A 24283-nucleotide genomic window follows, 5' to 3' on the forward strand; every position below is an offset into this window, starting at 1 on the left:
TCAGTTGCCGAGGTCGAGCAGGGCGCCGAGCAGTTCCTCGGGCGTCTCCACCTGCGGCAGGTGGCCGGTGCGGGGGAGCAGGGTGAACGTCGACAGCGGGATGGCGTCGGCGAAGGCCTTGCCGTACCCGGGGCCGGCGATGCCGTCGCTCTCGCCCCAGATCACGTGCACGGGGAGGTCGAGTTCGCCGAGCCGCTTGGCGAGCGTCGGGTCGGCCATCGCCGGGCCGGTGTAGCCGATCAGGGCCCGCACGTCCGGACTCGGCCCGGTACCTCCGCCCGCCGGCGGCACCGGAGCCTTGCCCGGGTCGTGAAAGGACAGTGCCCGGATCTCCGGGAGGGACATGGTGCTGATGTCGGTCAGTGGATGCCCCTCGACTTCGATTCCGATCCCGTCGATGATCACCGCGCCGCTGACCCGCGGGCTCTTCTGAAGGGCGATCTCGGCGGCCAGCCAGCCGCCGAAGGAGTTGCCGACCACCGTGACGTCGGTGAGGTCGAGCTGGTCCAGCAGCCCGACGTACAGCCGGGCCAGTTCGGCCACGCCGGTCAGGCTTTCGGCTTTCGGGGTGCCGGCGAAGCCCGGGTGGGTGGGCAGCAGCACCCGCGAGTGGGTGCGTTCGGCGAGCAGGTCGGCGAAACCGGCCATCGTCGCGACACCGCCGCCGCCGTGCAGCAGCAGGAAGGGCCGGGTGCGGTCGCGGTCCTGGAGGGTCACCTCGGCGGGGCCGACGGTGCGGGTTTCGGTGCGGGTGGGCCGGAGTGACCCGGCCGCGGGGAGAGTCGTCATCGTTCCTTCTCGGTCGTGGAGGGTCGTACCTAAGGAACCTTATATAAGGTTCTTTAGATAAGCAACCTGACTTCGATGAGTTAGGGTGAGCGGCATGAAGTACCGCCCCGGCGACGTCTCCCTGGCCGTCAAGCGCCTCCAGTACCGCCACCACCGAGCACTGAGCCGGGTCCTGGCGCCGCTGGGGCTTTCGCTCGTGCAGTGGGACACGCTGCGCCACCTGCACCGCCGCCCGGACGCTTCGCTGCACGAGCTGGCGGTGCTGACCTTCCAGACCGACCAGTCCTTCGGTTCACTGGCGACCCGGATGGCCGAACGCGGGCTCATCGAACGCGTCCCCGGGCCGGGCCGCGCGGTCCGGCACCGGCTCACATCGGAAGGCGCCCGGCTGCGCGCCGAAGGGCAGGACCTCGTCGACGGGGTTGTCGAGGCGTCGTTCCGCGACCTGTCGGAGACGCAGATCGACCAGCTGGGCGAGCTGCTGGATCGAGCCTTGGGTCCGGACCCGACCGCGTAGTCGCTTTCGCGGGTGAGCCGGACGGGGAGTGCCCGGAAGGGCCGAGGAGGCGGGAACCGTGTGGTGTGGCCGGGGTGGGCGAGCATGATCACCGCCACGGCGGCGAGCGTCTCCGTGGACACCCGGGATTGGCGACCGTGAGTGCGCCCAGTGGCGAGGCCCGAACCCGCCGGCGCGGTCGTCCCGACGGCAACGACCAGGCTCCGAATCGCCGGCCTCCGCGGAACTGCTGCTGCGTCCGCTGCCCGGCGGACCGCTGGTGGCTACCCAACGCGACCTGACCGACCAGCCGTGGACCTCGAAGTCTCCCGAGGTCGTCAGCGACCTTGCCCAGCGCCGAGAAAAGTGTATAACGTCATATACGACGTGGGTACTTTTGACAAAATTCGTGACCAAAAACCACAGATCAAAAGCACTTCGACCGCGCCGAGCGGTCAGCCGGTGACCTTCCGCGCCACCCCGCCGTAGAGCTGCGTGTTCGTGTACGGATCATTCGACACATCACCCGGGCCGCCCGGCCGCCACAGCGCGCAGCCGACCAGGCCGGGTTCGATCAGCTGGAAGTCACCGAACATCGACTCGACTTCGCGGTACGTGCGGGTGGTTGCCTGGTCGTGGCCTCTGGCCTGGTTGAACGTGCCCACGAGGCTGTTCATCCGGTTGCCTTCCTGGTCGCTGACCATGTGCGAGATCGCCAGGTAGCTGCCGGCCGGGAGGCGGCGGCGGTACTCGGCGAGCAGCCGGTGCGGCTCGCCGGCGTCCGGGATCCAGTGCAGCATGGCCACCATCAGCAGGCCGATCGGTTCGCCGAAGTCGAGCCGGCGCAGTTCCGGGTCGGCGAAGATCCCGTCCGGGGCCGTGAAGTCCCCGTGCGCGATCGTGGCGTTTTCGCTGGTGCGCAGCAGCATCTTGCTGTGCGCGACGGCGATGGGGTCGCGGTCGACGTAGACCACGCGGCACCGTGGGTCGATCTCGCCGGCGATCTGGTGGACGTTGCCCACCGTGGGGATGCCCGAGCCGATGTCGAGGAATTGCCGGATGCCCAGGTCCATCAGCGTGCGGACGACCCGCCCGAGGAACGCGCGGTTGAGCCGGGCGACGTCGCGGATGCCGGGCATGACCTTTTCGGCCTGTTCGGCGGCCTCGCGGTCGGCTTGGAAATTGTGCGCGCCGCCCAGGAGATAGTCGTAGGTGCGGGAACTGCTGGGTTTCGTCGTGTCGATACCCGGAGGAACCCATTCCTCTTGCTGGTGTTGTGTCATCGCGTCCCACCTCGCTCGCCTTCGAACGAAGAACATACTCACTCCGGCGGCGGACCCGATTACGCCATCGGTGTGACGTCAATTCAGCCGATGGGTGCTGTCGCGTGCGGCCGATCGGGCCTAGGGTGGCAAGCCTCCTTCCGGACAGCCAAGGAGAGGAAATGGACGTCCCGGTCGCGCCAGGCCGTCGGATCCTGCTGGGACACACGTCGTCGCTGTTGCGGCAGCGGGTCGAGTTCACGTCTTCGTTGCGGTCGCACGGCGATATCGTGCGGCTCTTCCTCGGTCCGTTGGAGACGTATTTCCTGACGAGTCCGGAGTTGGTCAATCACGTCCTCGTCACGCAGGGGACCAGCTTCTCGAAAGGGATCATCTTCGATCGTTTCCGGCCGTTCATGGGAAACGGGCTGGTCATGTCGGAAGGAGCGTTCCACCTGCGGCAGCGGCGGTTGATGCAGCCGGCGTTCCACGGTGCCCGGCTCGCCGCGTACGCGGACACGATGGTGCGGGCCACCGGGGAATTGACCGGTACCTGGCGGGCGGGGGAGGTGCGCCGGCTGGACGCGGACATGCAGCGGCTGGCCGTCACCGTCGTGGGGGAGACGCTCTTCGCCACCGAACTGGGGCGGCGGGCCGTCGCGGAGGCACGCCGGTCGATCCCGGTGGTGCTGAAGTCGGGGATGATCCGGGCGTTGTCGCCGCGGTTCCTCGAACACGTTCCGGTGATTCCCGCCAACCGGCGGTTCGACCGGGCCGTCGACCGGCTCCGGCGGGTCGTGCAGGAGGTCATCACCGGGTGGCGGCCCACGGGGGAGGACCAGGGTGATCTGCTGTCCATGCTGATGCTGGCCCGGGATCCCGGGACCGGTGCGGGGATGACCGACGACCAGGTCTACGACGAGGTGATCACGTTGCTGACGGCGGGCAGTGAGACGAGCGCCGTCGCGCTGACGTGGCTGTTCCACGAGCTGGCCCGGCACCCGGAGGTCGAGCGGCGGGCGCGGGCCGAGGTGGACGAGGTGCTGGCCGGCCGCGCGGCCACGTTCGATGACGTCGCGAGGCTGGCGTACCTGCGCCGGATCGTCAGTGAGGTCTTGCGGATGTACCCGATCTGGATCCTCATGCGGCGGGCCCTGCGGGACGTCGAACTCGGCGGGGTGCGGCTGCCCGCCGGTACGGAGGTCATGTTCAGCCCCTTTTCGCTGCATTTCGATCCGCGGTTCCACGAAGATCCGGATCGGTTCGATCCCGATCGGTGGTTGCCCGAGCGGGCGGCGCGCATTCCGAAGGGTGCGTATGTGCCGTTCGGGGCCGGTGGCCGGCAATGCATCGGGCAGGCGTTCGCGCACACGGAGATCACGCTGGTCGCGGCGTCGGTGCTGGCCGGGTGGGAGTTGTTCCCGGTGCCGGGGGTGCCGGTGCGGTTGACGGTGACTTCGGCCGCGTATCCCGACCGGATGCCGATGACCGTGGTCCCGCGGCGGGTGGCCTGAGCGGCGCCGGAAATCGATCGACCCCGTTTCTTGATCGATCTTGTTCTTGATCTGTTCTGTTTCTTGATCGCTTTGTCGGTTTGCTCGGTACTGTTCTCTTTCGGAGGTAGTTTTTCGTGTTCGGATTCCGTGGTGGGATGAAGCGCGCCGCCCGTCGTCGCCGGCGGGCCACTGTGCTCGTGCTGGTGGCACTCGGCTTCCTGCTGGTGCCCGTTTCGGCCAGGGCGGAGGGCGCGAGCTGCCGGGAGCTGTACTTCCCGGTGACGCTCGTGGCGCTTCCGCAGACGATGCACGGCACCTTGTGCGTGCCGTCCGGTGGCGCGGGCACGGTGCAGGTGCTGATTCCCGGCGGTACGTACAATAGTTCCTACTGGGACATCGGGTACCAGCCGGAGATCCGGTCCTACCGGCTGGCGATGAACAACGCCGGGTACGCCACGCTGGCGCTCGACCGGCTCGGTACCGGGCGCAGCACCACGCCGCCGAGCGTGGTGCTGACGACGATCACCGAGGCGGCCGTGGTGCACCAGGTGATCCAGGCCGTCCGGTCGGGTGCGCAGGGGCCGCGCTTCGGCAAGGTGATCCTGGCGGGGCATTCGTTCGGTTCCGGGACCGCGAGCATCGAAGCGGCCACGTTCCACGACGTCGACGCCGTGCTCGTCACCGGGCTGGCCCACCGGTTGAACCTCACCGGGACGGCGGCGGTCTTCGCGTCCACCTACCCGGCCTTGCTCGATCCGCGGTTCGTCACCGGCGGCTACGACCCCGGCTACCTGACGACGCTGCCGGGCACGCGGTACTCGATCTTCCATTCGCCCGGGCCGAAGGTGGACGGGGCGATCGCGTTCGACGAGGCGACGAAGGACACTTCGGCGTACGAGCAGGCGGCCGACCTGTTCCCGATCGGGATCATCGCGCCGTACTCGCTGCTGATCGACCGGCCGGTGATGGTCGTGCTGGGCCAGGATTCGGTCTTCTGCGGGCTGCTGGCCACCAACTGCTCGTCCGCGGTCGCGATCAAGACGTCCGAGACGCCGTACTACGGGGCCGGGGTGGATCTGACGACGTATGCGCTGCCGGGGTACGGGCACGCGATCAACTACGCGCCCAACGCGCCCGACTACTTCCGGGCGGTCGTCGACTGGGCGAACCGGAAGGTCGGCCGCTGAGGCGCGCGATGGATTGAGCACCACGTCGGGGTGGCGACGCCCGGGGGTTCGGTGGCGGCCGGTGAGCCGGCCGCTGGGCGTGGTGTCGATCGGGCGGGCCGGGTTCGCCGGGGCGGCGCCCCTGAGCCGGCCGAGGGGGCGGCGGCGCTGACCGCGGCCGTACGGACCGCGCTGAGCAGGCCGGCCTCCGTGATCGTCGTGGTGCGGGCGGTCTCGGCGTCGAATTCGCGTCGCCGTTCAGCGGGGCATCTCGAAAGTTTCGAATTCCCGCCCCCGTGTAAATTTCACGGCCTCATTGTCCTTTGTGGACCTATGACAAGCCTTTGAGGAGGCAAAGCGCGCCGGCCCGGCGTCGGGGGCGCCGGGCCGCGCGTGCGTGGATTGACAATTCCGCTTCGGGAAGTCCAGGCTGGCGCCACGCATGTTAGCGATAACAGTTGTCGTCTTGCTCATGCGCATACCGATCTGGCCGTCCAACGGCGGGTAGCTGACCGGGAGAAGGTCGTCATGAACAGAAGAAGTTTGAGCCGCGGGAGCCGACACTCGATCGCCGTGCTCGCCGCCGCGGCGACAGTCGCGGTGACGGCGTTGTTCGGGGCCGGTGCGGCCCAGGCCGACGTCACCGGCGCCCTGCGCGGTGTCGGGTCGGGTCGCTGCCTGGACGTCCAGAACGCCAGTCAGGCCGACGGCACCGGCGTGCAGATCTACGACTGCTCGGGCGGAGCCGGCCAGCAGTGGACGTCGACGGCCAGTGGCCAGCTGACGGTGTTCGGCAAGTGCCTGGACGTGGCCGGCAGCGGGACCACCGCCGGCACCAAGGTGCAGATCTGGACCTGTCACGGCGGGGCCAACCAGCAGTGGCGGGTGAACGCCGACGGCTCGGTGGTCGGCGTGCAGTCCGGGCTCTGCCTGGACGTCACCGGCGCCGGGACGGCCAACGGCACCGCGGTGGCGCTCTGGACCTGCCACGGCGGCACCAACCAGCAGTGGACGGGCCTGTCGGGCACGCCGACGACCACGACCACCACCACGACCGGGGGGAACACCGGCTGCACCCTGCCCTCGTCCTACCACTGGACGTCGTCCGGTGCGCTGGCGCAGCCGAAGAACGGGTGGCTCTCGCTCAAGGACTTCACCAACGTCGTCTACAACGGCAAGCACCTGGTCTACGGCTCGACGGTCAACTCGTCCGGGTCCTACGGCTCGATGGCGTTCAGCCCCTTCACCAACTGGTCCGACATGGCCTCGGCCGGGCAGAACGGGATGAACTCCGGCACCGTCGCCCCGACGCTGTTCTACTTCGCGCCGAAGAACATCTGGGTGCTGGCGTACCAGTGGGGTGCCTGGCCGTTCATCTACCGCACCTCGAGCGACCCCACCAACCCCAACGGGTGGTCCTCGCCGCAGCCGCTGTTCACGGGCAGCATCTCCGGCTCCGGCACCGGCCCGATCGACCAGACCCTGATCGCCGACGGCTCGAACATGTACCTGTTCTTCGCCGGTGACAACGGCAAGATCTACCGGGCCAGCATGCCGATCGGGAACTTCCCGGGCAGCTTCGGGTCGTCGTACACGACGGTCATGAGCGACTCGCAGGCCAACCTGTTCGAGGCGGTCGAGGTCTACAAGGTCCAGGGCCAGAACCAGTACCTGATGATCGTCGAGGCGATGGGCTCGGGCGGCCGCTACTTCCGCTCGTTCACCTCCAGCAGCCTCGGCGGTTCCTGGACCCCGCAGGCGGCCAGCGAGAGCAACCCGTTCGCGGGCAAGGCCAACAGCGGCGCGACGTGGACGAACGACATCAGCCACGGCGACCTGGTCCGCACCAACCCCGACCAGACGAAGACGATCGACCCCTGCAACCTCCAGTTGCTCTACCAGGGCAAGGACCCGTCCGCGGGTGGCGACTACAACCGGCTCCCGTGGCGGCCGGGCTTGCTGACGCTGCGGCGTTGATCGCCTGAACGACTGTTCGAGAAGAGGAGCCCCGGCCGTCCAGCGGCCGGGGCTCCTCTTCGTCGCGGGCACGTTTCGCCCCGAATTCACCGGGAATTGCGCTGCCTTTTGGTGACACCCGGACGGGTTGAAAAGGTTTATGGGGAAATCCGCGTGGTTCGCGGCCGTGTTCACTCGTCAAGGCGATCATGATCTTGCTCCGGTGGCAGCTTCGCCGAGCTGTCGGTTAGCGTGATCCCGGCCCGGGAAACGGCGCGCCACAAGCGCTTCGCCGACCGGCTTCCCCGAAGGCGTCCGATCAGCGGATCCGAAGAGCCTTCATTTTCGACCCAGGCAGGGTTGGCTGCTGAACCGGAGAAGAAGATGTCTTTCGGCAATGACGCGACGACGATTCCCCGCCCGCGGCGGCCTCGTACCGGGCGCGCCGGCGGGGTACTGGCGGTGCTGCTCCTGGCCCTCGCTTCGGCCTGCCCGGTGGCGCACGCCTACCCCGCCCGGGTGCAGGTGTTCGTGGCGAACAGCGGTTCCGACAACGTCACCGTGTACGACACCCGGATGCAGGAGGTGGTCGCCACCGTCCGGGTCGGCCGGTCGCCGGTGGGGGTGGGCGCGGCACCCGGCGGGGACCGGGTCTACGTCACCAACGAGCTCTCCGACACCGTTTCGGTGATCGACGCCCGCACCTACTCCACCCTGGCCACGGTTCCGGTGGGCCTGCACCCGTTCGGCGTCGCGGTCGCTGGCTCCCACGCCTACGTGACGAACTTCGGGGCGGACACCGTTTCGGTGATCGACACCGCGACGAACAAGGTCGTGCGGCAGATCCCGGTGGGCCGGTTCCCGCACAGCCCCGCCGCCAGCCCGGACGGCCGCCGGGTGTACGTGACCAACAACGGCGCCGCCACCGTGTCGGTCATCGACGTCGGGTCCGACCAGGTCGTGGCCACCCTGCCGGTCGGTCGCTTCCCGGCCGGCATCGCGACCAGCCCGGCGGGCGACCGCGTCTACGTGGCGGCGACCGGCGCGAACAGCGTCGACGCCATCAGCGCGAGCGGGCCGACGCTGATGACGACGCAGCCGGTCGGTCAGGTGCCGATGGGGGTCGCGGTCACCCCGCGCGGCCAGGTCTACGTCGCCAACGCCGGCTCCGACACGGTGTCCCTGCTGGGCCGCAACCCCCCGACGGCGATCCCGGTCCAGGACGAGCCCGAAGGCGTGGCGGCGGCGCCCGACACGAGCTACGTCTTCGTCACCAACTCGGCCTCGGGCTCGATGTCGGTGATCGACATCGCGACGAACACGGTCATCGCGACCGTGCCCGTCGGCAGCGAACCGGAGGGCCTCGCCGTGACGTCCTGACCCGGTGTATTTGCCCGGCGCTTCCCGACTCTGACCGGCACACAGCTGTCACAGCGGAAGGAAGAACCATGCCGGAATCGCAGACCTACCACGCCCGGGCCGACGCCGAACGCGCCCGGCTGCTGACGGGCACCACGTCGCCGTTCACCATCACCGTCCGGTTCGACGGCGGGCTGACCCAGGCCCAGCAGGACGCCTTCGCCGCGGCCGCCGACCGGTGGGCGACGGTGATCGTCGGTGACCTGCCGGACGTCGTGCTCGACGGGGAGCCGATCGACGACGTGCTGATCGTCGCGAAGGGTGCCGACATCGACGGGGTCGGGCACGTCCTCGGGCAGGCGCACATCACCCACGTGCGTCCGGCGGGCCCCGAACGGTGGGCGCTGCTGCCGGTCCGCGGCGAGATGACGTTCGACCGGGCCGACCTGGTCAAGATGGAAGCGACGGGCATCCTCGGGGACGTCATCACCCACGAAATGGGCCACGTCCTCGGCATCGGCTCGCTCTGGGGCGCCAAGGGACTGCTGGTCGGCAAGGGCACCAGCGATCCGGCGTTCACCGGGCCGGCGGCGATGGCCGAGTACCACAAGCTGCGCGGCTCCGGCGACCTGGTGCGGGTGCCGGTGGAGGACACCGGCGGGCCGGGGACCCGGGACGTGCACTGGCGGGAGCGCACCTTCGGCAACGAGCTGATGACCGGTTTCGTCGGCCACGCCCCGAATCCGCTCAGCCGGATCACCGCCGCTTCCCTCGGCGACCTCGGCTACCAGGTCGACGTCGACGCGGCGGACTCCTACGACCTGCCCGCCGCCGAGCTGGGGCTGACGGCCGCGGGGGTGGCGGTGCACGCACTGGCGGTCACGCCGGCCCCGGTCGAGCTGCCCCGGCAGACCGTGCGCGCCTGATCGTCCGGGATCGTGGCCGGTTCCGCCACCGCGGAACCGGCCACCCGTGCGTCAACAGCTCGAATGCATCTTCAGGTGGGCGATGTCGTCCCACAGGGCGGTGTCGAAGGTCGCCCAGGCGCGGAACCGGTAGCGTTCGGCGCTGCTCGGCATCTTCTGCACGAACTTGCGCCAGTCCCCGCCGATGGGGTGTTCGGTGGCGAGCGAGCCCAGGATCGCCCGGCCGGCGTCGACCAGGTCGACGTTCCAGATGGACCAGACGGCGCCGTCGACCGTGCTGGTCACGGTGGCGTCGAAGGTGGCGGTCCCGTCGGGGGACAGGGTCCACTTGGCACCCTCGAGCATCGTGCAGTTCCCCATCCTGATCGGCCCCCAGCGGAATTCCCACGGCGTCCAGCCGGTGAGCCGTCTCGCTGAGGCGTTCGCCGCCTGCATGATGACCGACGGGTCCATGTCGGGTGCCTTTCCGCTCGGCTCGGTCCTACCGCCGGACAGAGGCGCGGCGGGCGGCACTTGATACCGGTCACCGCCCGGGCGTCGCGGGCAGGGCGAGGGAGAGCGCGAGGTTCCCGTCGAGGAACATCAGCCCGCGTTCGCCGAACCGCCGGAACGCGGCTTCGACCGCGGGAACTCCCACGGTGAGCCCGAGTTCGCGGTGCACGGCCACGGCGGTGCGGGGCCGGTCCACACAGGCGAGGTAGAGGTCGGCGAGCGTGTCGCGGAAGGTGTGGGTGCCGTGGCCGCCCGGGTGGCGGCCGTCGTAGATCTGCAGGAAGCCGGGCGCGCACCGGTACACCAGCACCGGCGCCGGGTCCGCCTGCCAGGCCGCCGACCACGCCGAAACCGCGTCCCGCAGCGGCGTGTAGACCTCCGGCGGCAGCTCGTCCTCGGGTTCGTAACCGAAGAAGTAGGCGACCCGGCGGACGTCCACGGTGGCCGGGTAGACGTGCCGGTAGCTGGCCTCGGGATCCCGGGACCGCAGGGGGAACCGGTCCGGCCGCGAGAACAACGGGCTGAACCGCTCCAGCCACACCCGCGCCGCGCCGGCCGGCGGCTGGAGGTGGACCAGGTGCGGGACGACCGCCGCCTGTTCGGCGTACGCCTCGGCCGGCTCACCCGGGAACCCCCAGAGGATGTTCCAGGCGACGGCGATGCCGTAGTACCGGGCCCAGCGCAGGAGGTTGACGTTCTGCGCGGCCCGGACCCCCTTGTCCATCAGCCCGAGCACCTCGGAGCTCAGCGACTCCAGGCCCGGCTGCAGCTGGGTGACGCCGGCCTGGGCGAGCAGCTTCAGCTGGGCGCGGGACAGGTTGGCCTTGACCTCGTAGAAGAGCTGGTACTCGCGGCCGGCCTCGGCCAATGCCGGCACCAGCGTCTTGAGGTAGGCCGGCTCCATAATGTTGTCGACCGCGTCGAACCGGAAGGTCCGGTACCGCCGAGCCTGCGCGTCCAGCTCGCCGAGCACCCGGGACGGCGACTTGGCGCGGAACCGCATGGTGGTGCCGTTGAGCCCGCAGAACGTGCAGTGGTGCTTGGCGCCCCACCAGCACCCGCGGGCCGACTCGAACGGCAGGGCGACGTGGCCGGTCGGCAGCCCCCGCCGCGCCGCCCGCTCGAAGTACTCGTCGTAGTCCGGGACCGGCAGGTCGTCGAGCCGCTCGTGCGGCGCCTCGGCAGGAGTCGCGACGACTTCGCCGCCCACCCGCCGGGCGACGCCGGGGATCCCGCCCGGGTCCGTGCCGTTCGCCAGCGCGTCCAGCAGGCGCGGGAACGCGACGTCCCCTTCTCCGAGCACGGCGAAGTCGATGCAGGCGACAGACCGGACCAGCTCCAGGCCCATCTCGCCTTCGAAGTTGGCCCCGCCGAACACGGTGACGACGCCGGGATCGCGGTCCTTGAGCCGGCGGGCCAGGGCGAACGACGCCACGTTCTGCTGGAACGTGCAGCTGAAGCAGACGACCCGAGCCCCGGCGAGCTCGTCGGCGGCGGCGTCGAGGAAAGCGGATACGTCCTGCTCCCGCACGGCCGCCAGCCAGTCCTGCGCCGGCGCGGCGGCGTCGTCCAAGGAGGACAGTTCGCCGCCGAACTCGGCGAGGAGCTTCCCGTCCGGGTCCGGTGCGTCCGTACCGAACGCTTCGACGGAGAAGAGCCAGTCACCGAGCTGCCGGCCACGGTGGTCGGCGAGCTGCCGGTAGCGGTCGAGCCCGATCCGCACGGCGAAGTCGAGGTTCAGGTGCAGTGTCCGCACTCCGAACCCGTGCTGTTCCCCGATCGCCTTGAGCAGTCCGAGCTGGATGGACGGCCGTTCGGCGTCAAGGAAGGGCATCGAGACGAGAACGGCAGGTGACGTGGTCATGGCCGGCATCCAGGCCCGCTCAAGTCCTGATGGATTTCGTAGTGGTCTGGATGGAACGCCTGTAGGTCGGGATGGGGTGGTCGACCAACCGGGGCAGCATGTGGACCGGTCCGCTACCGGGTTGGTATTGCGTGAGCAATGCGGCTTGTTCCGGTGTGAACGATCCGTCGAACCCCATCTCGAGCTCCGCTTCCTGTGCGGTGGCAAGCCACGCCAGAAGGAGACTTGCGTGCAACAGTTCTCGTTGTCCCTTCGTGAGGTCTTTTTTCGTGGCTTTCTCGACCTTGTGCCAGAAGTCGGCGAACTTCGCTGATTTGTCTTTGGACATGAAACTCCTCCTGTTCGGTTATTGCTCGTCGGGTGCTTTGGCCAGCTTCGCCCGCACCTCGTCGGCGTCCGGGTGCGCGAGGTGCGCGAGGATGCCGTGGGCCTGCTTCCACCCGGTGCGCGCCGACTCGACATCACCCAGGTCGCGGTGGAGGTTCGCGAGGTCGATGAGCATCCGTGCTTCGATCGCCGGATTCCCGATGTGGCGCATGAGTTCCAGCGCCTCTTCGTAACAAGCGATCGCCCGCGAGTGGCTGCCAAGCTGCTGGTGCGCGTAGCCGATGCTGTGCCAGCTCTGGGCAGCCCCCATCTGGTCGCCGAGCAGCGTTTGCAGGTCGAGTGCCTGCTGGCAGTGCTCGATGGCCGAAGCGTGCTCGCCGAGCAGGGCGTGGAACCAGCCGACAGCGTTGAGCGCCGTCGCCTCTCCGGCCCGGTGTTCGGCTGCGCTGAACAACTCCAAGGCCTCTTCGGCGTGCGTGAGCGCGTCGGCGGCGGCCCCCTGCCGATCGAGCAGCCAGGCGAACTGGCGGTGCGTGTGGGCCTGTCCGACGATATCTTCGCTCGCGCGGTACAAGGCGAGTGCGGCCCGGTAGCCGGCGCCGGCTTCGGCATGCCTGCCGAACCGGGCGTGCGTGTCACCGAGGTGCAGGTGCGCGAACGCCTGCTTGCGGTGGTCACCGAGGCGCTGCGCGGCAGCCAGCGCGGCGGCGAGTACACCCTTCTCGTCGTGCCAATACCCGCGCGAGTCCAGGAACCGCTGCATCGACCAGGCGAGCTCCCAGACCCGGGCGTCGAACTCGGTGTCCGCGTGGACGAGCTGCAGCAGCACCCGGTGCTCGGCCTCGAACCACCCCAGCGCCCGCCGGTGCTCGGTGATCCGTTCCGGCTCGGCTCCCTCGGGCAGCGGGGTCAGCTCGGGCGGCACTTCGAGCCGGGGGTCGAGGAACCCGTCGGCGAGGTAGGCGGTGTGGGCGTAGTGGCCGAGCATGCGGTGGACGGCCGCCGCCCGCCCGGCGGGGGACTCTTCCGCGTGCGCCAGCTCCGCGGCGTAGGCGCGCAGCAGGTCGTGCAGGGTGTACCGGCCGGGAACGGGCTCGGCGATCAGGTGCGCGTGCGCCAGCTCGGTCAGCAGCGCCCGGGTCCGGCCCGTGGGCAGGCCGGCCAGGCTCGCCGCCGCGCTGGTGCCGACGTCCGGGCCGGGGTGCACGCCGAAGAGCCGGAACAGCCGGGCCGCCGCGGCATCCAGCCGCAGGTACGACCAGGAGAACACCGCGCGGGGGTCGGTGGCCGGGTCGGCGTCGGCGAACTCGTCCAGGCCGCGGGCGTCCCGCAGCTGCCCGGCCAGCACGGCCAGCCCGAACCCCGGGTGGATCGCGGCGCGGGCCGCCACCACGGCGAGAGCCAGCGGCAGGTGGGCGCAGAGGGCGATGATCTCGTCGGCCGCGGCGGGCTCGGCCGCGATCCGGTCCGCGCCGATCCGCCGGCGGAGCACCGCACGCGCCTCCGCGGTGTCCAGGAGGTCGACGCCGATCGGGTGCGCGCCGGCCGTCACCAGACCGGTGAGCTGGTCGCGGCTGGTCACGAGCACCACGCTGCCCGGCGCGCCGGGCAGCAGCGGGCGCACCTGCCCGGCGTCCCCGGCGTTGTCCAGCACGACCAGGACACGCCGGTTCGCCAACAGGGTCCGGTACAGGCCCACCTGCGCGTCCAGGGAGCGGGGGATCCGGTCGTCCGGAACGGCCAGCGCTTCGAGGAATCCACGTACCGCGTCGGCCGGCGGCACCGGCGACCCGGTCGGATCGAAGCCGCGCAGGTTGACGTACAGCTGACCGTCGGGGAACTCGCCGGCCACCGCGTGCGCCCAGTGCAGCGCCAGTGCGGTCTTGCCGACTCCGGCGGTCCCCGACAGGACCACGATCCGCGGCGCGGGGGACCGCTCGCCCTTGATCTCGTCGAGGCGGCGCAACGCCCGTTCGCGGCCCGCGAACCCCGGCGTGTCCGGAGGCAGCTGCGCGGGGGTGGCGGCGGGCGCGGTGCGCGGTCCCGGCGGTAACTCGCCCCGCAGCAGCTCACCGTGCAGCGCCCGCAGCTCGGAGCCGGGATCGGTGCCGAGCGCGTCGGCGAGCCGGTTCCGGACGGCGGCGTAGCGTTCGACGGCCTCCGCGTCGCGCCCCACGGCGTGCAGGGCGCGCATGAGCAACGCCTCGAGCGGTTCCGCGAGCGGGTACTCCGCCGCCAGTTCGGGCAGCGCGCCGATGACCGCGCCGGGCCGGCCGAGCCGCAGTTCCAGCTCGCCCCAGCCCACGGCCGCGTCGAGCCGGCGCCGGTGCCAGGTCGTGCGGACTCGCTCGGCCCAGTCGCCGTGCAGGCCCGCCAGCGGCGGACCCCGCCACCCGCGCAGTGCCTCGGCCAGCGCCGCGGCGCGGTCGGCGTCGGTCGCGCTCAGATCGTTCCCCTGCTCGACCAGGTGGGCGAATCGGTGCAGATCGACGACGTCCGGATCGATTTCCAGCACGTAACCCGCGGTTTTCCGGGTGACCCCGGCGGGGATACCGGTCAGCTCCGTCACCCGGTTGAGCAGCTGCCGTATTCGGCTCAGGTGGGAATAGACCGCATTGCGGGCTTCTTCCGGTGGGTTTTCGCCCCAAACCCGGTCGATGAGCGTTTCGATCGGAACCGGGCGGCGGGCATCGACAGCCAATGCCGCGAGAACAACCTGCTGACGTGGGGTTCCGACGTCGAGCGGCTGTCCGCCGACGCGTAGCTGCACCTCCCCGAAAAGCAGAAATTCCATGCGGCGGACTCCCCGTGCTCGACACGTCCGAACCGGCCACGTCGATGCTGCCCGCACCGCAAGGTCTCGGCAAGGTCGGCGAACAGGGCGTGGCGGAATCGTGAACACGGGAACAGCCGAGTCCGAGGAGGGACCATGCGGGACGAGTCGCCGGCCCGATTGCTGGAAAATGCGGCCCGAGGTGCGGAATGGGCCTGGCGGGACCTGGTCGCCCGCTATTCTTCGCTGATCCACGCGGTGTGCCGGCAACACCGGATCGGCGGTGCGGACGTCCAGGACGTCAGCGGCGCGGTGTGGCTGCAGCTGGTGGCCAACCTGGCGCAGATCCGCGAACCGGACGCACTGCCCGGCTGGCTGCGCACCACCACCCGGAACGAATGCCTGCGCCTGCTGCGCCACCGGAACCGGCAGATCCCCACCGAGAGCACGACGTTCGCCGATTCGGCCACCCCGGCGCCCGACGCCACGCTGATCGGAGCCGAACGCCTGTTCGCCGCCCGTCGGGCGTGCGCCCAGCTGTCCCAGCAGGACCGTGAGCTGCTCGCGTTGCTGTTCGACGACCCGCCGAAGTCCTACCGGGAAATCAGCGCGACGCTGGGAATCCCGATCGGCTCGATCGGCCCCTCGAGGGCCCGGTGCTTGGCCAGGGTGCGCAGCACGCCGGCGATCGCGGCGCTGCTGGCCGGGTAACGGCAGGATTTCGCTGGGCACACTTCCCGGAGGAAGCAGGCCACCGCTTGATACACGCCGCCGGAATGCGCTCACGGCGGCTTTCCCTCGCCGGTTTCGTTTCCCGAATGAGGATGACGCCCGGCGGTTTGCCGAGCCGATTCGCCCGGACTCGAAGGGTGCCGCGGAGCGATACCCGCCCCGCGGCACCGCCGAGGTCAGCCGCGCAGCATCTCGGCCACCAGGAACGCGAGCTACGCGACAGCCTGATCGAGCAGCTGGGCACCGAACCCCGCGGAGAACTGCAGGAACTGCACCGGCGGATCCTGGCCGCCGACCCCGCCGGCCTGAGCGCCGCACCCGGACCCGGGGGTGACCGTGGCGCCGATGCCTCCCCGGCAGCTGCCGGCCGCGCCCGCGCTGTTCGTCGGTCGCCGGGAAGAGCTGGACCGGCTCGACGCCGACCTCTGATTACCCCATTCCGGGGAATTGCGCGCGCGAGGACATCCCGGTTGGCCGGTAGGCGGTCCGAGCTCGGGTTCCCCCGCCGGATACGCTGCCGCGGCCGAGTACGCGAACCGATGGGGGACAAGGCATGGACAGCACTACGGGCACGGACAGAGTTCGCCTTCACGAACCTGTTCCGAACGTGCCGTCCGGGGCCGAACCGCTGTTCGCCGGGTTTGTCCAGAAATTGACCGGGCTGACCATTGTCCGCATGGGACTCAGCGGCGCGCTGGTCATGCTGGGTTTGCTGCTCGTGTTCACCGAAGGGTGGGGGAGCACGCTGCCCTACATCTACTTCGGCATCTTCGGCGGCATGCTGGCGATGTGGACTTACGTCCTGGTCCTCTACCGGCGAGTCCATGGCCTCTTCGGGGAGCCGTACCACCGGCTCGACGTCGCTCCGGACGGGTTGCTCGCGAAGGGTTCGCGGCTCTCGGTGCGGCTGCCGGACGGGCGGTGGCTGCGGACCCGGCTGCCCGGCGGGCCGCGGGTGCAGCTGGCAGGCGAGCGACGGCTGTGGGTGCTCGGCACGGGCCGGCGGGTCTTCGTCCGCCCGCCGGGGGCGATGTGGCTGCGGTCCGGGCGGATCGAAGACGCACCTCTTCCCGGGGCGACGCTTGCCGAGCTCGTCTCCCGCCACCCGACGCCGCCGTCGCGTGATCCGGTGCTCGCCGCGCACCGGGCGTTCCAGGTCCGGCGGGCGGCCGTCACCGGGGTGACGTTCCTGGTGCTGGGCGCGGCGGGGCTCGCGCTCGCGTCGTCGATGGGGTCCGAACCCGCCGGCGCTGCGGACGCGGCCGGGGTGGGCGGCATCGCCGGGGGCAGCGCGGTTTTCGTCATGCTGGGGCTGTTGATGGCCATCGGCAGCCTGCGGATGCGCCGTCCGATCACCGGGGACAGCTGGGTGGAACTGCGGGTCGCGCTCGACACGCCGTTCGTGCCGCGAGCTCGCACGGCGGTGCGGCTGACGGGCTGGGCGTTGTACCCGGACGGGCGGCAGACGCGGTTCCGGCTGGTCGCCGACATCTCGCTGGCCGCGAACGTCGCGGTGACCGGGCAGCTGTGGCTGCTGGGCTACCCGCCGCCGGGCAAACCGGCCAAAGCCGGTCTGCCGGGCTACCCTTGCCTGGGCAACTTCCGCCCCGTGTGAGCCGAGCGCCGGTCAACGCCCTGTGCGCCCGGCGAGGATTGGCTCTGGAGGATCCGGGCGCGATCGTGGCGGCCCCATCGCGGCCGGCGCCGGTGGATCGCCACGATGGGCACCCTGGTCGGGTACGCGTCCTGGGCGAGCGCGACACCTTCGCCGACCGCCGACTCGCGCCCATCCGGCATCGACCGATCGGCGGGGCCCGCATTCGGGTGAAACCCGTTCCGAGGCGGCAACGTGACCTTCGATGTGCGCGTGTGGTGCTGCGAGCCGGAAATCCCGGGTGCCGAATCGATCACGGGGGAAGCTCCTTGTTCACCATGCTGAAGTCCGCTCCACGTTCCGCACGGACGACCGCGCGCCGCACGGCTGCGGCGGCCGGTGCAGCCGCTGTCGGGCTTGTCCTGGCAACCGCGTCCGCGGCCACGGCTGCGCCGGTGTCCGTCGCCCGGCACTTCCACGTCCCCTACGGCAACAGTTACGCCGACGGATATGCCACCTTCACCAACCGGTGGGTGACCCTCGACGGCACTCTGCACGCCGTCGGATGTGGCCGAACGGTCTACGGCGACTCCTACGCTGCGGGGAAATATCTCGACAGCGCGAGTTCGACTCCGCGCTGCGACGGGAACTGGCCGATCCACATCCCGGTCCCGGCGGACGTGGTGGGCGGTGCCGACAGTGTGTTGATCACCCTGTCCGCCCCGGACGGCTCCGCCGCGAGGTGGGCTTACCGCGATATCGGCCTCTCGCGGTAACCAGCGGATATCAGCCTCTGGCGGCGGGTGGTGGCTCCCGCCACGACCCGCCCAGGGCCGGGCTTCTACCGGCTGTCCTTGAGCCGGTATTCCGCGTTCACCAGCTCGAGGAGCTCGGCCACCGACGTGTCCGCGGACCGCCGGTCGAAGGTGATCTCGCCGTGCTGCAACAGGTTCACCCGGTCGCAGACCTCGGTCACCTGCCCGTAGTTGTGCGCGATGAGGATGATCGCGATGTCGCCGCGCTGCTTCAGCTCCCGCAGCAGGCGGAGGATCACCGCGCTTTCCTTGGCGCCCATCGCCGCGAGCGGCTCGTCGAGCAGCAGCAGCTTCGCCTCCGAATACACCGAGCGGGCGACCGCGATCGCCTGCCGCTGGCCGCCGGAGAGCATGCCCACTTCGGCCGTCACCGAGGGGATGTTGATCCCGATCGAGTCCAGGGCTTCCCGGGCGCGGCGTTTCATCTCCCGGCGCCGCAGGAAGGGCAGTGGCCGGTGGGTCAGTTCGCGGTTCAGGTGCAGATTGAGGTACACCGGCAGGTCGTCGACCATCGCGAGGTCCTGGAACACCGTCTCGATGCCCAGCGACCTCGCGTGCACCACGGACTTCAGCGTCGCCTGCTCGCCCTCGAACAGGATGCGCCCGCCGTCCGGCTGGTGGTAACCGGTCAGGATCTTGATCAGCGTGGACTTGCCGGCGCCGTTGTCCCCGATGAGGCCGAGGATCTCGCCGCGGCGCACGTGCAGGTTGACGTCGGCGAGCGCGGTGACCGGGCCGAACTTCTTGCTGACGCCTTCGATCCGGATGACCTCGGCGCCCGGTTCCCCCGTCATGTCAGCTCCCGGGAGCCGAGCCGCTTGCGCACCACGATCAGCGTCACGTTCAGCACCATCGCGAGGAGGATGGCGGCACCGAGCACCACGTTGAACGCGTTCGCGCTGACGCCGTTCAGGTTGAAGCCGTCGAACACGATGCCGAGCAGCAGCGCGCCGAGGAACGCCCCCACCACCGTGCCGGACCCGCCCAGCAGCGCGGTCCCGCCGATCACCGCCGAGGCCACCGCGAAGAACATCGTGGTGAACCCGCCGTTGGTCGGGTCGTACGAGCCGACCCGGGTGCCCTGCAGGATCCCGGCGATCCCGGCCAGGGTGCTGGTGACCGCGAAGTTGACCACCTTCACCCGGTTGACCCCGATGCCCGATTCCGCGGCCCCGACCGGGTTCCCGCCGGTGGCTTGCGTGTGGATGCCGAACCGGGTCGCCGACAGCACCACCTGCATGACGAGGATCAGCCCGGCGGCCCACAGGAACTCGGTCCAGGGCGCCCCGCCGAAGACGTCGACCACCCAGCTGTCCTTCGGCGCGGCGACGGGACGGGCGTTCGAGATGATCAGCACCAGGCCCTGCAACAGGAACGCCATGCCCAGCGTCGTGATGAACGACGGGATGCCCAGCAGGGTCCGGATCAGCCCGTTCACCACCCCGACCACCGTGCTCACCACGACCGCGCCGAGCAGCGCGAGCCACAGCGGCCAGCCGTTGACGAACAGCTGCATGAGCATGAACGGGGCGAGGGTGAACACGAAGCCGGCGGACAGGTCGATCTCCCCGCAGATCAGGAGCATCACCTGCCCGGCGGCGATGATCGCCCACGGGGCGACGTACTGGGCGATCGTCCGGTAGTTGTCGAGGGAGTTGAACGCGTCGCTGGTCGCCGTGAAGTAGATCCCCGCGGCGATCGTGACCAGCAGGATGCTCAGTTCCTTGACGTGCATCGCGCCGAGCAGCATCGGCCTCAACGACATCGCCGCGCCTACCGGCTCAGCGTGGTCGCCGGCGGCAACGGGATCGCACTCGGCATCGGGATGATGTCCTTCTTCGTCCCGCCTTCGAACCGGCTGCCGGCCGAGGCGTAGGGGCCGACGTTCTCCTTGGTGACGAACGTGAGGCCGGTGTCGGTGACCGGCGGGGCCACCAGCGTGCCGGACAACCGGAACAAGTACAGGTACAGCACGGAAAGGAAGCCCTGGAGGTAGGGGGACTGGTCGATGGTGAAGTCGAGCGCGCCGTTCTTGACCCCGGTGACCGTGTCGTCGAGCAGGTCGAACCCGCCGCTGCCGATCTTGCCGGACAGCTTGCGGTCGGCGATCAGCTTCGCGCACGCGGCGGTGCTGCCGGCGTCGACCGCGTAGATGCCCTTCACCCCGGTGTTGCCGGTGTACGCGGCGGTCATCGCGTTGAGTTCGCCGGCCTGCTCGGCCCCGGTGTTCACGGACTGGACGCGCACGCCGGGCGCGGCCTGCTTGAGCGCGTCGGTGATGCCGTCGAGCCGCGGCTGGACGTTGTTCCCACCCGGCTGGGCGATGCCGACCAGGATGTCGCCGGAGGTGATCTTCTGCGCGATGCGTTGCCCCATCCGGAATCCGGACAGGTACAGGTCCTGGCCGACGTAGGTGAGCGGGTAGTTGCCGGCGGCGCTGGCGTTGTAGGCGATCACCGGAATGCCTTGGCCCAGCGCGCGCTTGGTGAGGTCGACGAAGGCGTTGTCGTCGGTCAGGGCGATCGCGATCCCGTCGGCCTTGCCGGTGATCGCGGTGTCCATGGCGCTGGCCATCTGGGCGACGTTGCCGTTTTCCGAGCCGGTCCACTGTGGTTCGGGCACCCCGAGCAACGCCGCGGCGTCGGCGAGCCCGGACCGGGTCGGGACGAAGAACGAGTTCGTGGTGACGTGGTTGACGAAGACGAACCGCCAGCCCGGCGTGCTCGGGAACGGCCCCGAACTCCCGCCGTTCTGGGCCTGTTGGACGCCGGTGCACGCCGCGAGCAGCGTGCTCGCGGCCATCGTCGCGCCCCCCGCGCCGAGGTACTTCAGTGCTCTTCTTCGTGAAGTTTCAGTAGTCAACGTGACCCCCACAATCGTCTCAGCGGCAGTGTTCCGGCTACGACGGGTCTCTCACGGTTCAGCTTCGAGGACCTTAACAGACGTATGATGTCTCGACCAGGCTTAACCGGTTGCTGACGTACTTCTTGACAATTTCCTGACCAAATGTGGTCAGACATATGTTGTCTGGGGGTGATCTGGTGATCACCGAGTCCGCTCGAGGACTGACCCGGCGGTGGGGAATACGCGCCTCCCGGGCCGTTTCGGAAAGAATTCCGCGCTGCCTGTGCGGGTGGAAATCCGATTTTCGGAATGGGTCAGGGTAGCGGCATGCGTGTGCTGGTTCTCGAGGACGAACCGGAGCTCGGTGCGGAGATCGCCGGAGGTCTGCGGTCAACGGACCACACCGCGGCCGACCGCTTCGCCGAGCTCAACCGGTTCCCGGCCATGCGCCCCTGCGCGACAGCGGGATTCACCCGCTTCGACGGCCACAACGCCCGTTTCTTCGACGACGTCGGAGCGTGGCAGAGCGTCGAGCCCGCCGACGACTTCACGGCGACGGCGCTGCTGGCCTTCGCCCTCGCCGGCCGCTGACAAGCGCCACGGCCGACGATCACCGTGCCCACTCGCCCGGCGGGGGCGTCGGGGGACGCCCGCCGGAGGGCCGGCGGGCGTCCCCGCGCCCAGCGAACTCGCCGCCTGGGGAACGGCGGGTCGCCGGCTCTGAGCCCAGGAGCGGTCAGCCCCGCTTCCGGGCATCGTCAGCGCTTGTAGGCGCCGACGTCGTAGGCCGCACCAGCGGGGCGAGGAGAGCCGTCGAGGTCGGCCGAGCCGGTGTCGCTCGCGGCTGCGGCCCGGCGGCCCCCACGAGCGCCGGGACGACCACGACCGCCGTCGGCGGTGCCGCGCTTCGCGTCTTCACGTCCGCTCCACTCCGTTCCGTCGGCTTGCCGGTGCGCCCGTTTCTAGCGGAGGTCACCGGGGACCGGTCCCCGGCCGAGGCGGGCGCGGGTGCACCGCGACCTCGTGGCGTTGAGGACAACGGTCAGCCGCTGCCGCTCTTCGGCGGCAACATCGCGACTTGCGCGGCGATCGCCACCGAGGCACTTCCCTCGACCAGCGAGCCCCATGCCGGGTTTCCCGGCATGGGGCTCGCTGACAGACTCGAGCTCGGCCGCACTCTTGCCGCTCTGGGGGACAGGACCGAAGCGGTTCGGCAGCACGAGCTCGCCCTCGCGATCGCGGTGCGAGGGGGGCACCTCCGCGAACAGGCTCAGGCGCATGACGAACTTGCCCGGACCTACCCGGGGAGTAGGCCTGGAGAGGCCCGAAAACACCGGCAAGCCGCCGCGGACCTGGCCGTCCGGCTCGGCCTGACGTGCCCGAAATCGCTCCCTCATCTTCGTCCCGCCGGCTGGTGAACCCCTTCGAGTCGTGGCTCAGACCGTGCATCTCCCTAACTGTATAACGCCCTATACGACAGGTGTCTGCGGCCAGCGATTGCTGGCCGCAGACAAAAAACCTCACAGACGCCAGGGATGGACTGGCTAAACCGGTTCTGCCTCCCGCGCGTGTGCGGTCGTGGCTCCGTTTTCGGGCCGCGACGGCAACAGGGAGTGAACCATGATGAAGGACCGAACGATGGCGAAGAGCGGCACGAGGAAGGTCGCCGCGGCCGTGGCCGCAGCTGCGTCGGTGGCGGGGATGGTCTTCGCGGCGGCGCCCGCCACCGCGGCCGCTTACCCCACCAGCACCTTCACGATCAAGTACGGCGCAAGCTACTACAGTGGCACGGTCATCTGGCAAAACCGGTCGGTCGCGGTCACCGGAACGTTCAACGCCGTCGGGTGCCGGCGGGTGTACGCGATAGCGAAGTCGGACAACACTCAACTGGACTACCGAAGCTCCAGCACCCACTGCAACTCGACGGCGGCCGCGCCCTTTGCCCTCACCACGGACATCGCCGGCGGGGCCAACAACGTGGGACTCTGGATGTCCACCGAAAACCCCAACGACATCCTCACGAGCGTCTACTGCTACCGCGGCGACAGCGTCTGCGGATAGGTTTCCGGCTGAGGCGTTCCCCAGGCGGCCGGTGACTGGCGGATCGCCCGGTGGTCAGTGCCGGGTGATCCGCCAGTAGGTCGTCGTCAGTGGATCGCGCCGTGCGGGAGGACCGCGTGTACGCCCCACGTCTCGTTGGCGACCTGGGTGATCCGCAGGTCGACGACCGGCGAGGCGAGCGCCAGGGCGGTCGGCCGGTCGAGGCCGTGCAGCTGCTGCAGCCAGGTCACCATGGCGGCCAGGGCGTCGGCCATGGCCTCGTTGAGGTCGGTGCCGAAGCCGAAGGTGATGCGGCCTTCCGGGGTTTCGGCGTGGATGCCCGGGACCGCCGCGTCCGCTGCCAGGGTGAGGGTCACCGCGGTGGTCATCGGGCACTCGATCGCCGTTCCGCCGACTTCGCCGTGGCCTTGGGCCGCGTGGCCGTCGCCCAGGTGCAGCAGCGCGTCCGGGACGGTCAGCGGCAGGAAGAGCGTCGACCCGGCGACGAGGTCCCGGCAGTCGAGGTTGCCGCCGCCGGCCGGGCGTGGCGGGATGGTCGGGTGCGGTCCGGGTTCGGCCGGCGGGACGCCGATGACGCCGAGGAAGGGCGTCACGGCGACGGTGTGGCCGAGGTTGCTGGTGGCGGTCTCGGGCCCGATGTCCCAGGTCAGCCAGGCGCCGGGGCCGCCGGCGACCCCGAGCCGGCGGTTGAGTGCGTTGTCTTTCGTGCCCGCGGCGGTCCAGCCCCAGTCGCCGGGCGTGATCGACGTGAAGTGCACGCCCAGGACCATGCCGGGTTCGGCGCCGCGCACCGCGATCGGACCGGTGAGGCAGTGGCCGCGCCGGTCCGGGAACATCGTGGGGCCCTGTACTCGCCGGTCCAAGTAGCCGGCGGCGTCGAGTGAGCCGACCACGATGGAGTCACCCGGGTCGACGGTGAGCACGGGCGGGGTGGCCCGGTCGAAGACGTCCACTGTGGTCTCGCGGGTCGCGGGAAGCCGGTGCTCGGCCACGAATTTCCTTTCCGACGTCGGCTCAGCGCAGCGCCGATCCGGCGGTCGGCACCAGCCGGGTCGTGGTTGCCGGGTCGCTCGTCAGCGCCGAAACGGTGGCGGCCAGCGGGGCGCAGCGGGGATCCTGGTGGACGGCGTCCAGGATACGTTCGCGGTCGGCGTCGTCTTCGAAGCGCCTGATTCAGACGACGGCGTCTTCGTCGCCGGCCACGGTGAACGAGCCCACCACCCGCATCCCGCGTTCCTCGTGCAGCGGGATGACGGTCTCGTCCAGGTAGCGGGCCAGTTCGGCGCCGCGGCCGTGCCGGGCGTGTTCGGTGCGGATCTCGTAGAACATCG

The 24283-nt window shown here is 70.0% G+C and carries 22 protein-coding genes; 11 read left to right on the forward strand and 11 right to left on the reverse strand.

From position 1 onward, the window contains the following. Positions 1-789: an alpha/beta hydrolase gene (locus AB0M30_RS17810; RefSeq protein ID WP_364585094.1), complete on the reverse strand. Its 789-nt coding sequence runs from the start codon at positions 787-789 to the stop codon at positions 1-3. Between the two features lie 94 nt (positions 790-883). Between AB0M30_RS17810 and AB0M30_RS17815 the strand changes: the two genes are divergently transcribed. Continuing rightward, on the forward strand, positions 884-1306 hold the full coding sequence (locus tag AB0M30_RS17815; protein WP_364585095.1) for a MarR family transcriptional regulator: 423 nt from the start codon (positions 884-886) through the stop codon (positions 1304-1306). Positions 1307-1740: 434 nt separating this feature from the next. Here AB0M30_RS17815 and AB0M30_RS17820 read toward each other — a convergent pair whose 3' ends face one another. Further along, on the reverse strand, positions 1741-2568 hold the full coding sequence (locus tag AB0M30_RS17820) for an SAM-dependent methyltransferase (RefSeq protein ID WP_364585096.1): 828 nt from the start codon (positions 2566-2568) through the stop codon (positions 1741-1743). A 161-nt stretch (positions 2569-2729) separates the two neighbouring features. Between AB0M30_RS17820 and AB0M30_RS17825 the strand changes: the two genes are divergently transcribed. The 5 genes from AB0M30_RS17825 to AB0M30_RS17845 all read left to right on the forward strand — a co-directional run bounded on the left by AB0M30_RS17825 (position 2730) and on the right by AB0M30_RS17845 (position 9450). Continuing rightward, positions 2730-4061, forward strand: coding sequence for a cytochrome P450 (locus tag AB0M30_RS17825; protein WP_364585097.1), 1332 nt, complete (start codon positions 2730-2732; stop codon positions 4059-4061). A gap of 137 nt (positions 4062-4198) precedes the next feature. Then, the gene (locus AB0M30_RS17830) at positions 4199-5230 is read left to right on the forward strand and encodes an alpha/beta hydrolase (RefSeq protein ID WP_364585098.1); all 1032 of its coding nucleotides are present in this window, start codon (positions 4199-4201) and stop codon (positions 5228-5230) included. 507 nt (positions 5231-5737) lie between these two features. Continuing rightward, positions 5738-7186 carry a non-reducing end alpha-L-arabinofuranosidase family hydrolase gene (locus tag AB0M30_RS17835; protein WP_364585099.1) on the forward strand — a complete coding sequence of 483 codons (1449 nt, stop codon included), beginning with the start codon at positions 5738-5740 and terminating at the stop codon, positions 7184-7186. 363 nt (positions 7187-7549) lie between these two features. Then, a complete protein-coding gene (locus AB0M30_RS17840) occupies positions 7550-8545 on the forward strand; it encodes a beta-propeller fold lactonase family protein (RefSeq protein WP_364585100.1) in 996 nt (331 codons plus the stop codon). A gap of 68 nt (positions 8546-8613) precedes the next feature. Further along, the gene (locus tag AB0M30_RS17845; protein ID WP_364585101.1) at positions 8614-9450 is read left to right on the forward strand and encodes a leishmanolysin-related zinc metalloendopeptidase; all 837 of its coding nucleotides are present in this window, start codon (positions 8614-8616) and stop codon (positions 9448-9450) included. Positions 9451-9501: 51 nt separating this feature from the next. On the opposite strand, the gene AB0M30_RS17850 is transcribed toward AB0M30_RS17845, so the two are convergent. The 4 genes from AB0M30_RS17850 to AB0M30_RS17865 form a co-directional block, all read right to left on the reverse strand. Continuing rightward, on the reverse strand, positions 9502-9903 hold the full coding sequence (locus AB0M30_RS17850) for a DUF6294 family protein (protein ID WP_364585102.1): 402 nt from the start codon (positions 9901-9903) through the stop codon (positions 9502-9504). Between the two features lie 70 nt (positions 9904-9973). After that, positions 9974-11806: a RiPP maturation radical SAM C-methyltransferase gene (locus AB0M30_RS17855; RefSeq protein WP_364585103.1), complete on the reverse strand. Its 1833-nt coding sequence runs from the start codon at positions 11804-11806 to the stop codon at positions 9974-9976. 19 nt (positions 11807-11825) lie between these two features. Then, positions 11826-12134, reverse strand: coding sequence for a hypothetical protein (locus tag AB0M30_RS17860; RefSeq protein WP_364585104.1), 309 nt, complete (start codon positions 12132-12134; stop codon positions 11826-11828). Between the two features lie 18 nt (positions 12135-12152). After that, on the reverse strand, positions 12153-14927 hold the full coding sequence (locus AB0M30_RS17865) for a BTAD domain-containing putative transcriptional regulator (protein WP_364585105.1): 2775 nt from the start codon (positions 14925-14927) through the stop codon (positions 12153-12155). 135 nt (positions 14928-15062) lie between these two features. On the opposite strand from AB0M30_RS17865, the gene AB0M30_RS17870 reads away from it, so the two are divergent. The 3 genes from AB0M30_RS17870 to AB0M30_RS17880 all read left to right on the forward strand — a co-directional run bounded on the left by AB0M30_RS17870 (position 15063) and on the right by AB0M30_RS17880 (position 18008). Further along, positions 15063-15617 (forward strand): sigma-70 family RNA polymerase sigma factor, encoded by a 555-nt coding sequence (locus AB0M30_RS17870; protein WP_364585106.1) that lies wholly within the window; start codon positions 15063-15065, stop codon positions 15615-15617. A gap of 697 nt (positions 15618-16314) precedes the next feature. Then, positions 16315-17253, forward strand: a complete 939-nt coding sequence (locus AB0M30_RS17875; protein WP_364585107.1) for a hypothetical protein — start codon at positions 16315-16317, stop codon at positions 17251-17253. Between the two features lie 308 nt (positions 17254-17561). Next, the gene (locus AB0M30_RS17880) at positions 17562-18008 is read left to right on the forward strand and encodes a hypothetical protein (protein ID WP_364585108.1); all 447 of its coding nucleotides are present in this window, start codon (positions 17562-17564) and stop codon (positions 18006-18008) included. A gap of 65 nt (positions 18009-18073) precedes the next feature. Here the strand turns inward: AB0M30_RS17880 and AB0M30_RS17885 are convergent, their stop codons facing one another. From AB0M30_RS17885 to AB0M30_RS17895, 3 genes are read right to left on the reverse strand one after another with little or no spacing between them, the layout of a single operon-like run. Next, the gene (locus AB0M30_RS17885; protein ID WP_364585109.1) at positions 18074-18841 is read right to left on the reverse strand and encodes an ATP-binding cassette domain-containing protein; all 768 of its coding nucleotides are present in this window, start codon (positions 18839-18841) and stop codon (positions 18074-18076) included. Next, the gene (locus AB0M30_RS17890; RefSeq protein WP_364585110.1) at positions 18838-19812 is read right to left on the reverse strand and encodes an ABC transporter permease; all 975 of its coding nucleotides are present in this window, start codon (positions 19810-19812) and stop codon (positions 18838-18840) included. The genes AB0M30_RS17885 and AB0M30_RS17890 overlap by 4 nt, the downstream gene beginning before the upstream one ends. 8 nt (positions 19813-19820) lie before the next feature. Next, positions 19821-20909 carry a sugar ABC transporter substrate-binding protein gene (locus tag AB0M30_RS17895; RefSeq protein WP_364585111.1) on the reverse strand — a complete coding sequence of 363 codons (1089 nt, stop codon included), beginning with the start codon at positions 20907-20909 and terminating at the stop codon, positions 19821-19823. A gap of 309 nt (positions 20910-21218) precedes the next feature. Between AB0M30_RS17895 and AB0M30_RS17900 the strand changes: the two genes are divergently transcribed. Both AB0M30_RS17900 and AB0M30_RS17905 read left to right on the forward strand, forming a co-directional pair. After that, positions 21219-21482 carry a hypothetical protein gene (locus AB0M30_RS17900; RefSeq protein ID WP_364585112.1) on the forward strand — a complete coding sequence of 88 codons (264 nt, stop codon included), beginning with the start codon at positions 21219-21221 and terminating at the stop codon, positions 21480-21482. Between the two features lie 1029 nt (positions 21483-22511). Continuing rightward, positions 22512-22952: a hypothetical protein gene (locus AB0M30_RS17905; protein ID WP_364585113.1), complete on the forward strand. Its 441-nt coding sequence runs from the start codon at positions 22512-22514 to the stop codon at positions 22950-22952. 86 nt (positions 22953-23038) lie between these two features. Here AB0M30_RS17905 and AB0M30_RS17910 read toward each other — a convergent pair whose 3' ends face one another. Together AB0M30_RS17910 and AB0M30_RS17915 are read right to left on the reverse strand one after the other, a co-directional pair. Continuing rightward, the gene (locus AB0M30_RS17910) at positions 23039-23944 is read right to left on the reverse strand and encodes an acetamidase/formamidase family protein (protein WP_364585114.1); all 906 of its coding nucleotides are present in this window, start codon (positions 23942-23944) and stop codon (positions 23039-23041) included. A gap of 181 nt (positions 23945-24125) precedes the next feature. Then, on the reverse strand, positions 24126-24281 hold the full coding sequence (locus tag AB0M30_RS17915; RefSeq protein ID WP_364585115.1) for a hypothetical protein: 156 nt from the start codon (positions 24279-24281) through the stop codon (positions 24126-24128). Positions 24282-24283: the final 2 nt, after the last annotated feature.

The sequence above is a fragment of the Amycolatopsis sp. NPDC051716 genome (genome assembly GCF_040681595.1).
Lineage (GTDB): Bacteria > Actinomycetota > Actinomycetes > Mycobacteriales > Pseudonocardiaceae > Amycolatopsis.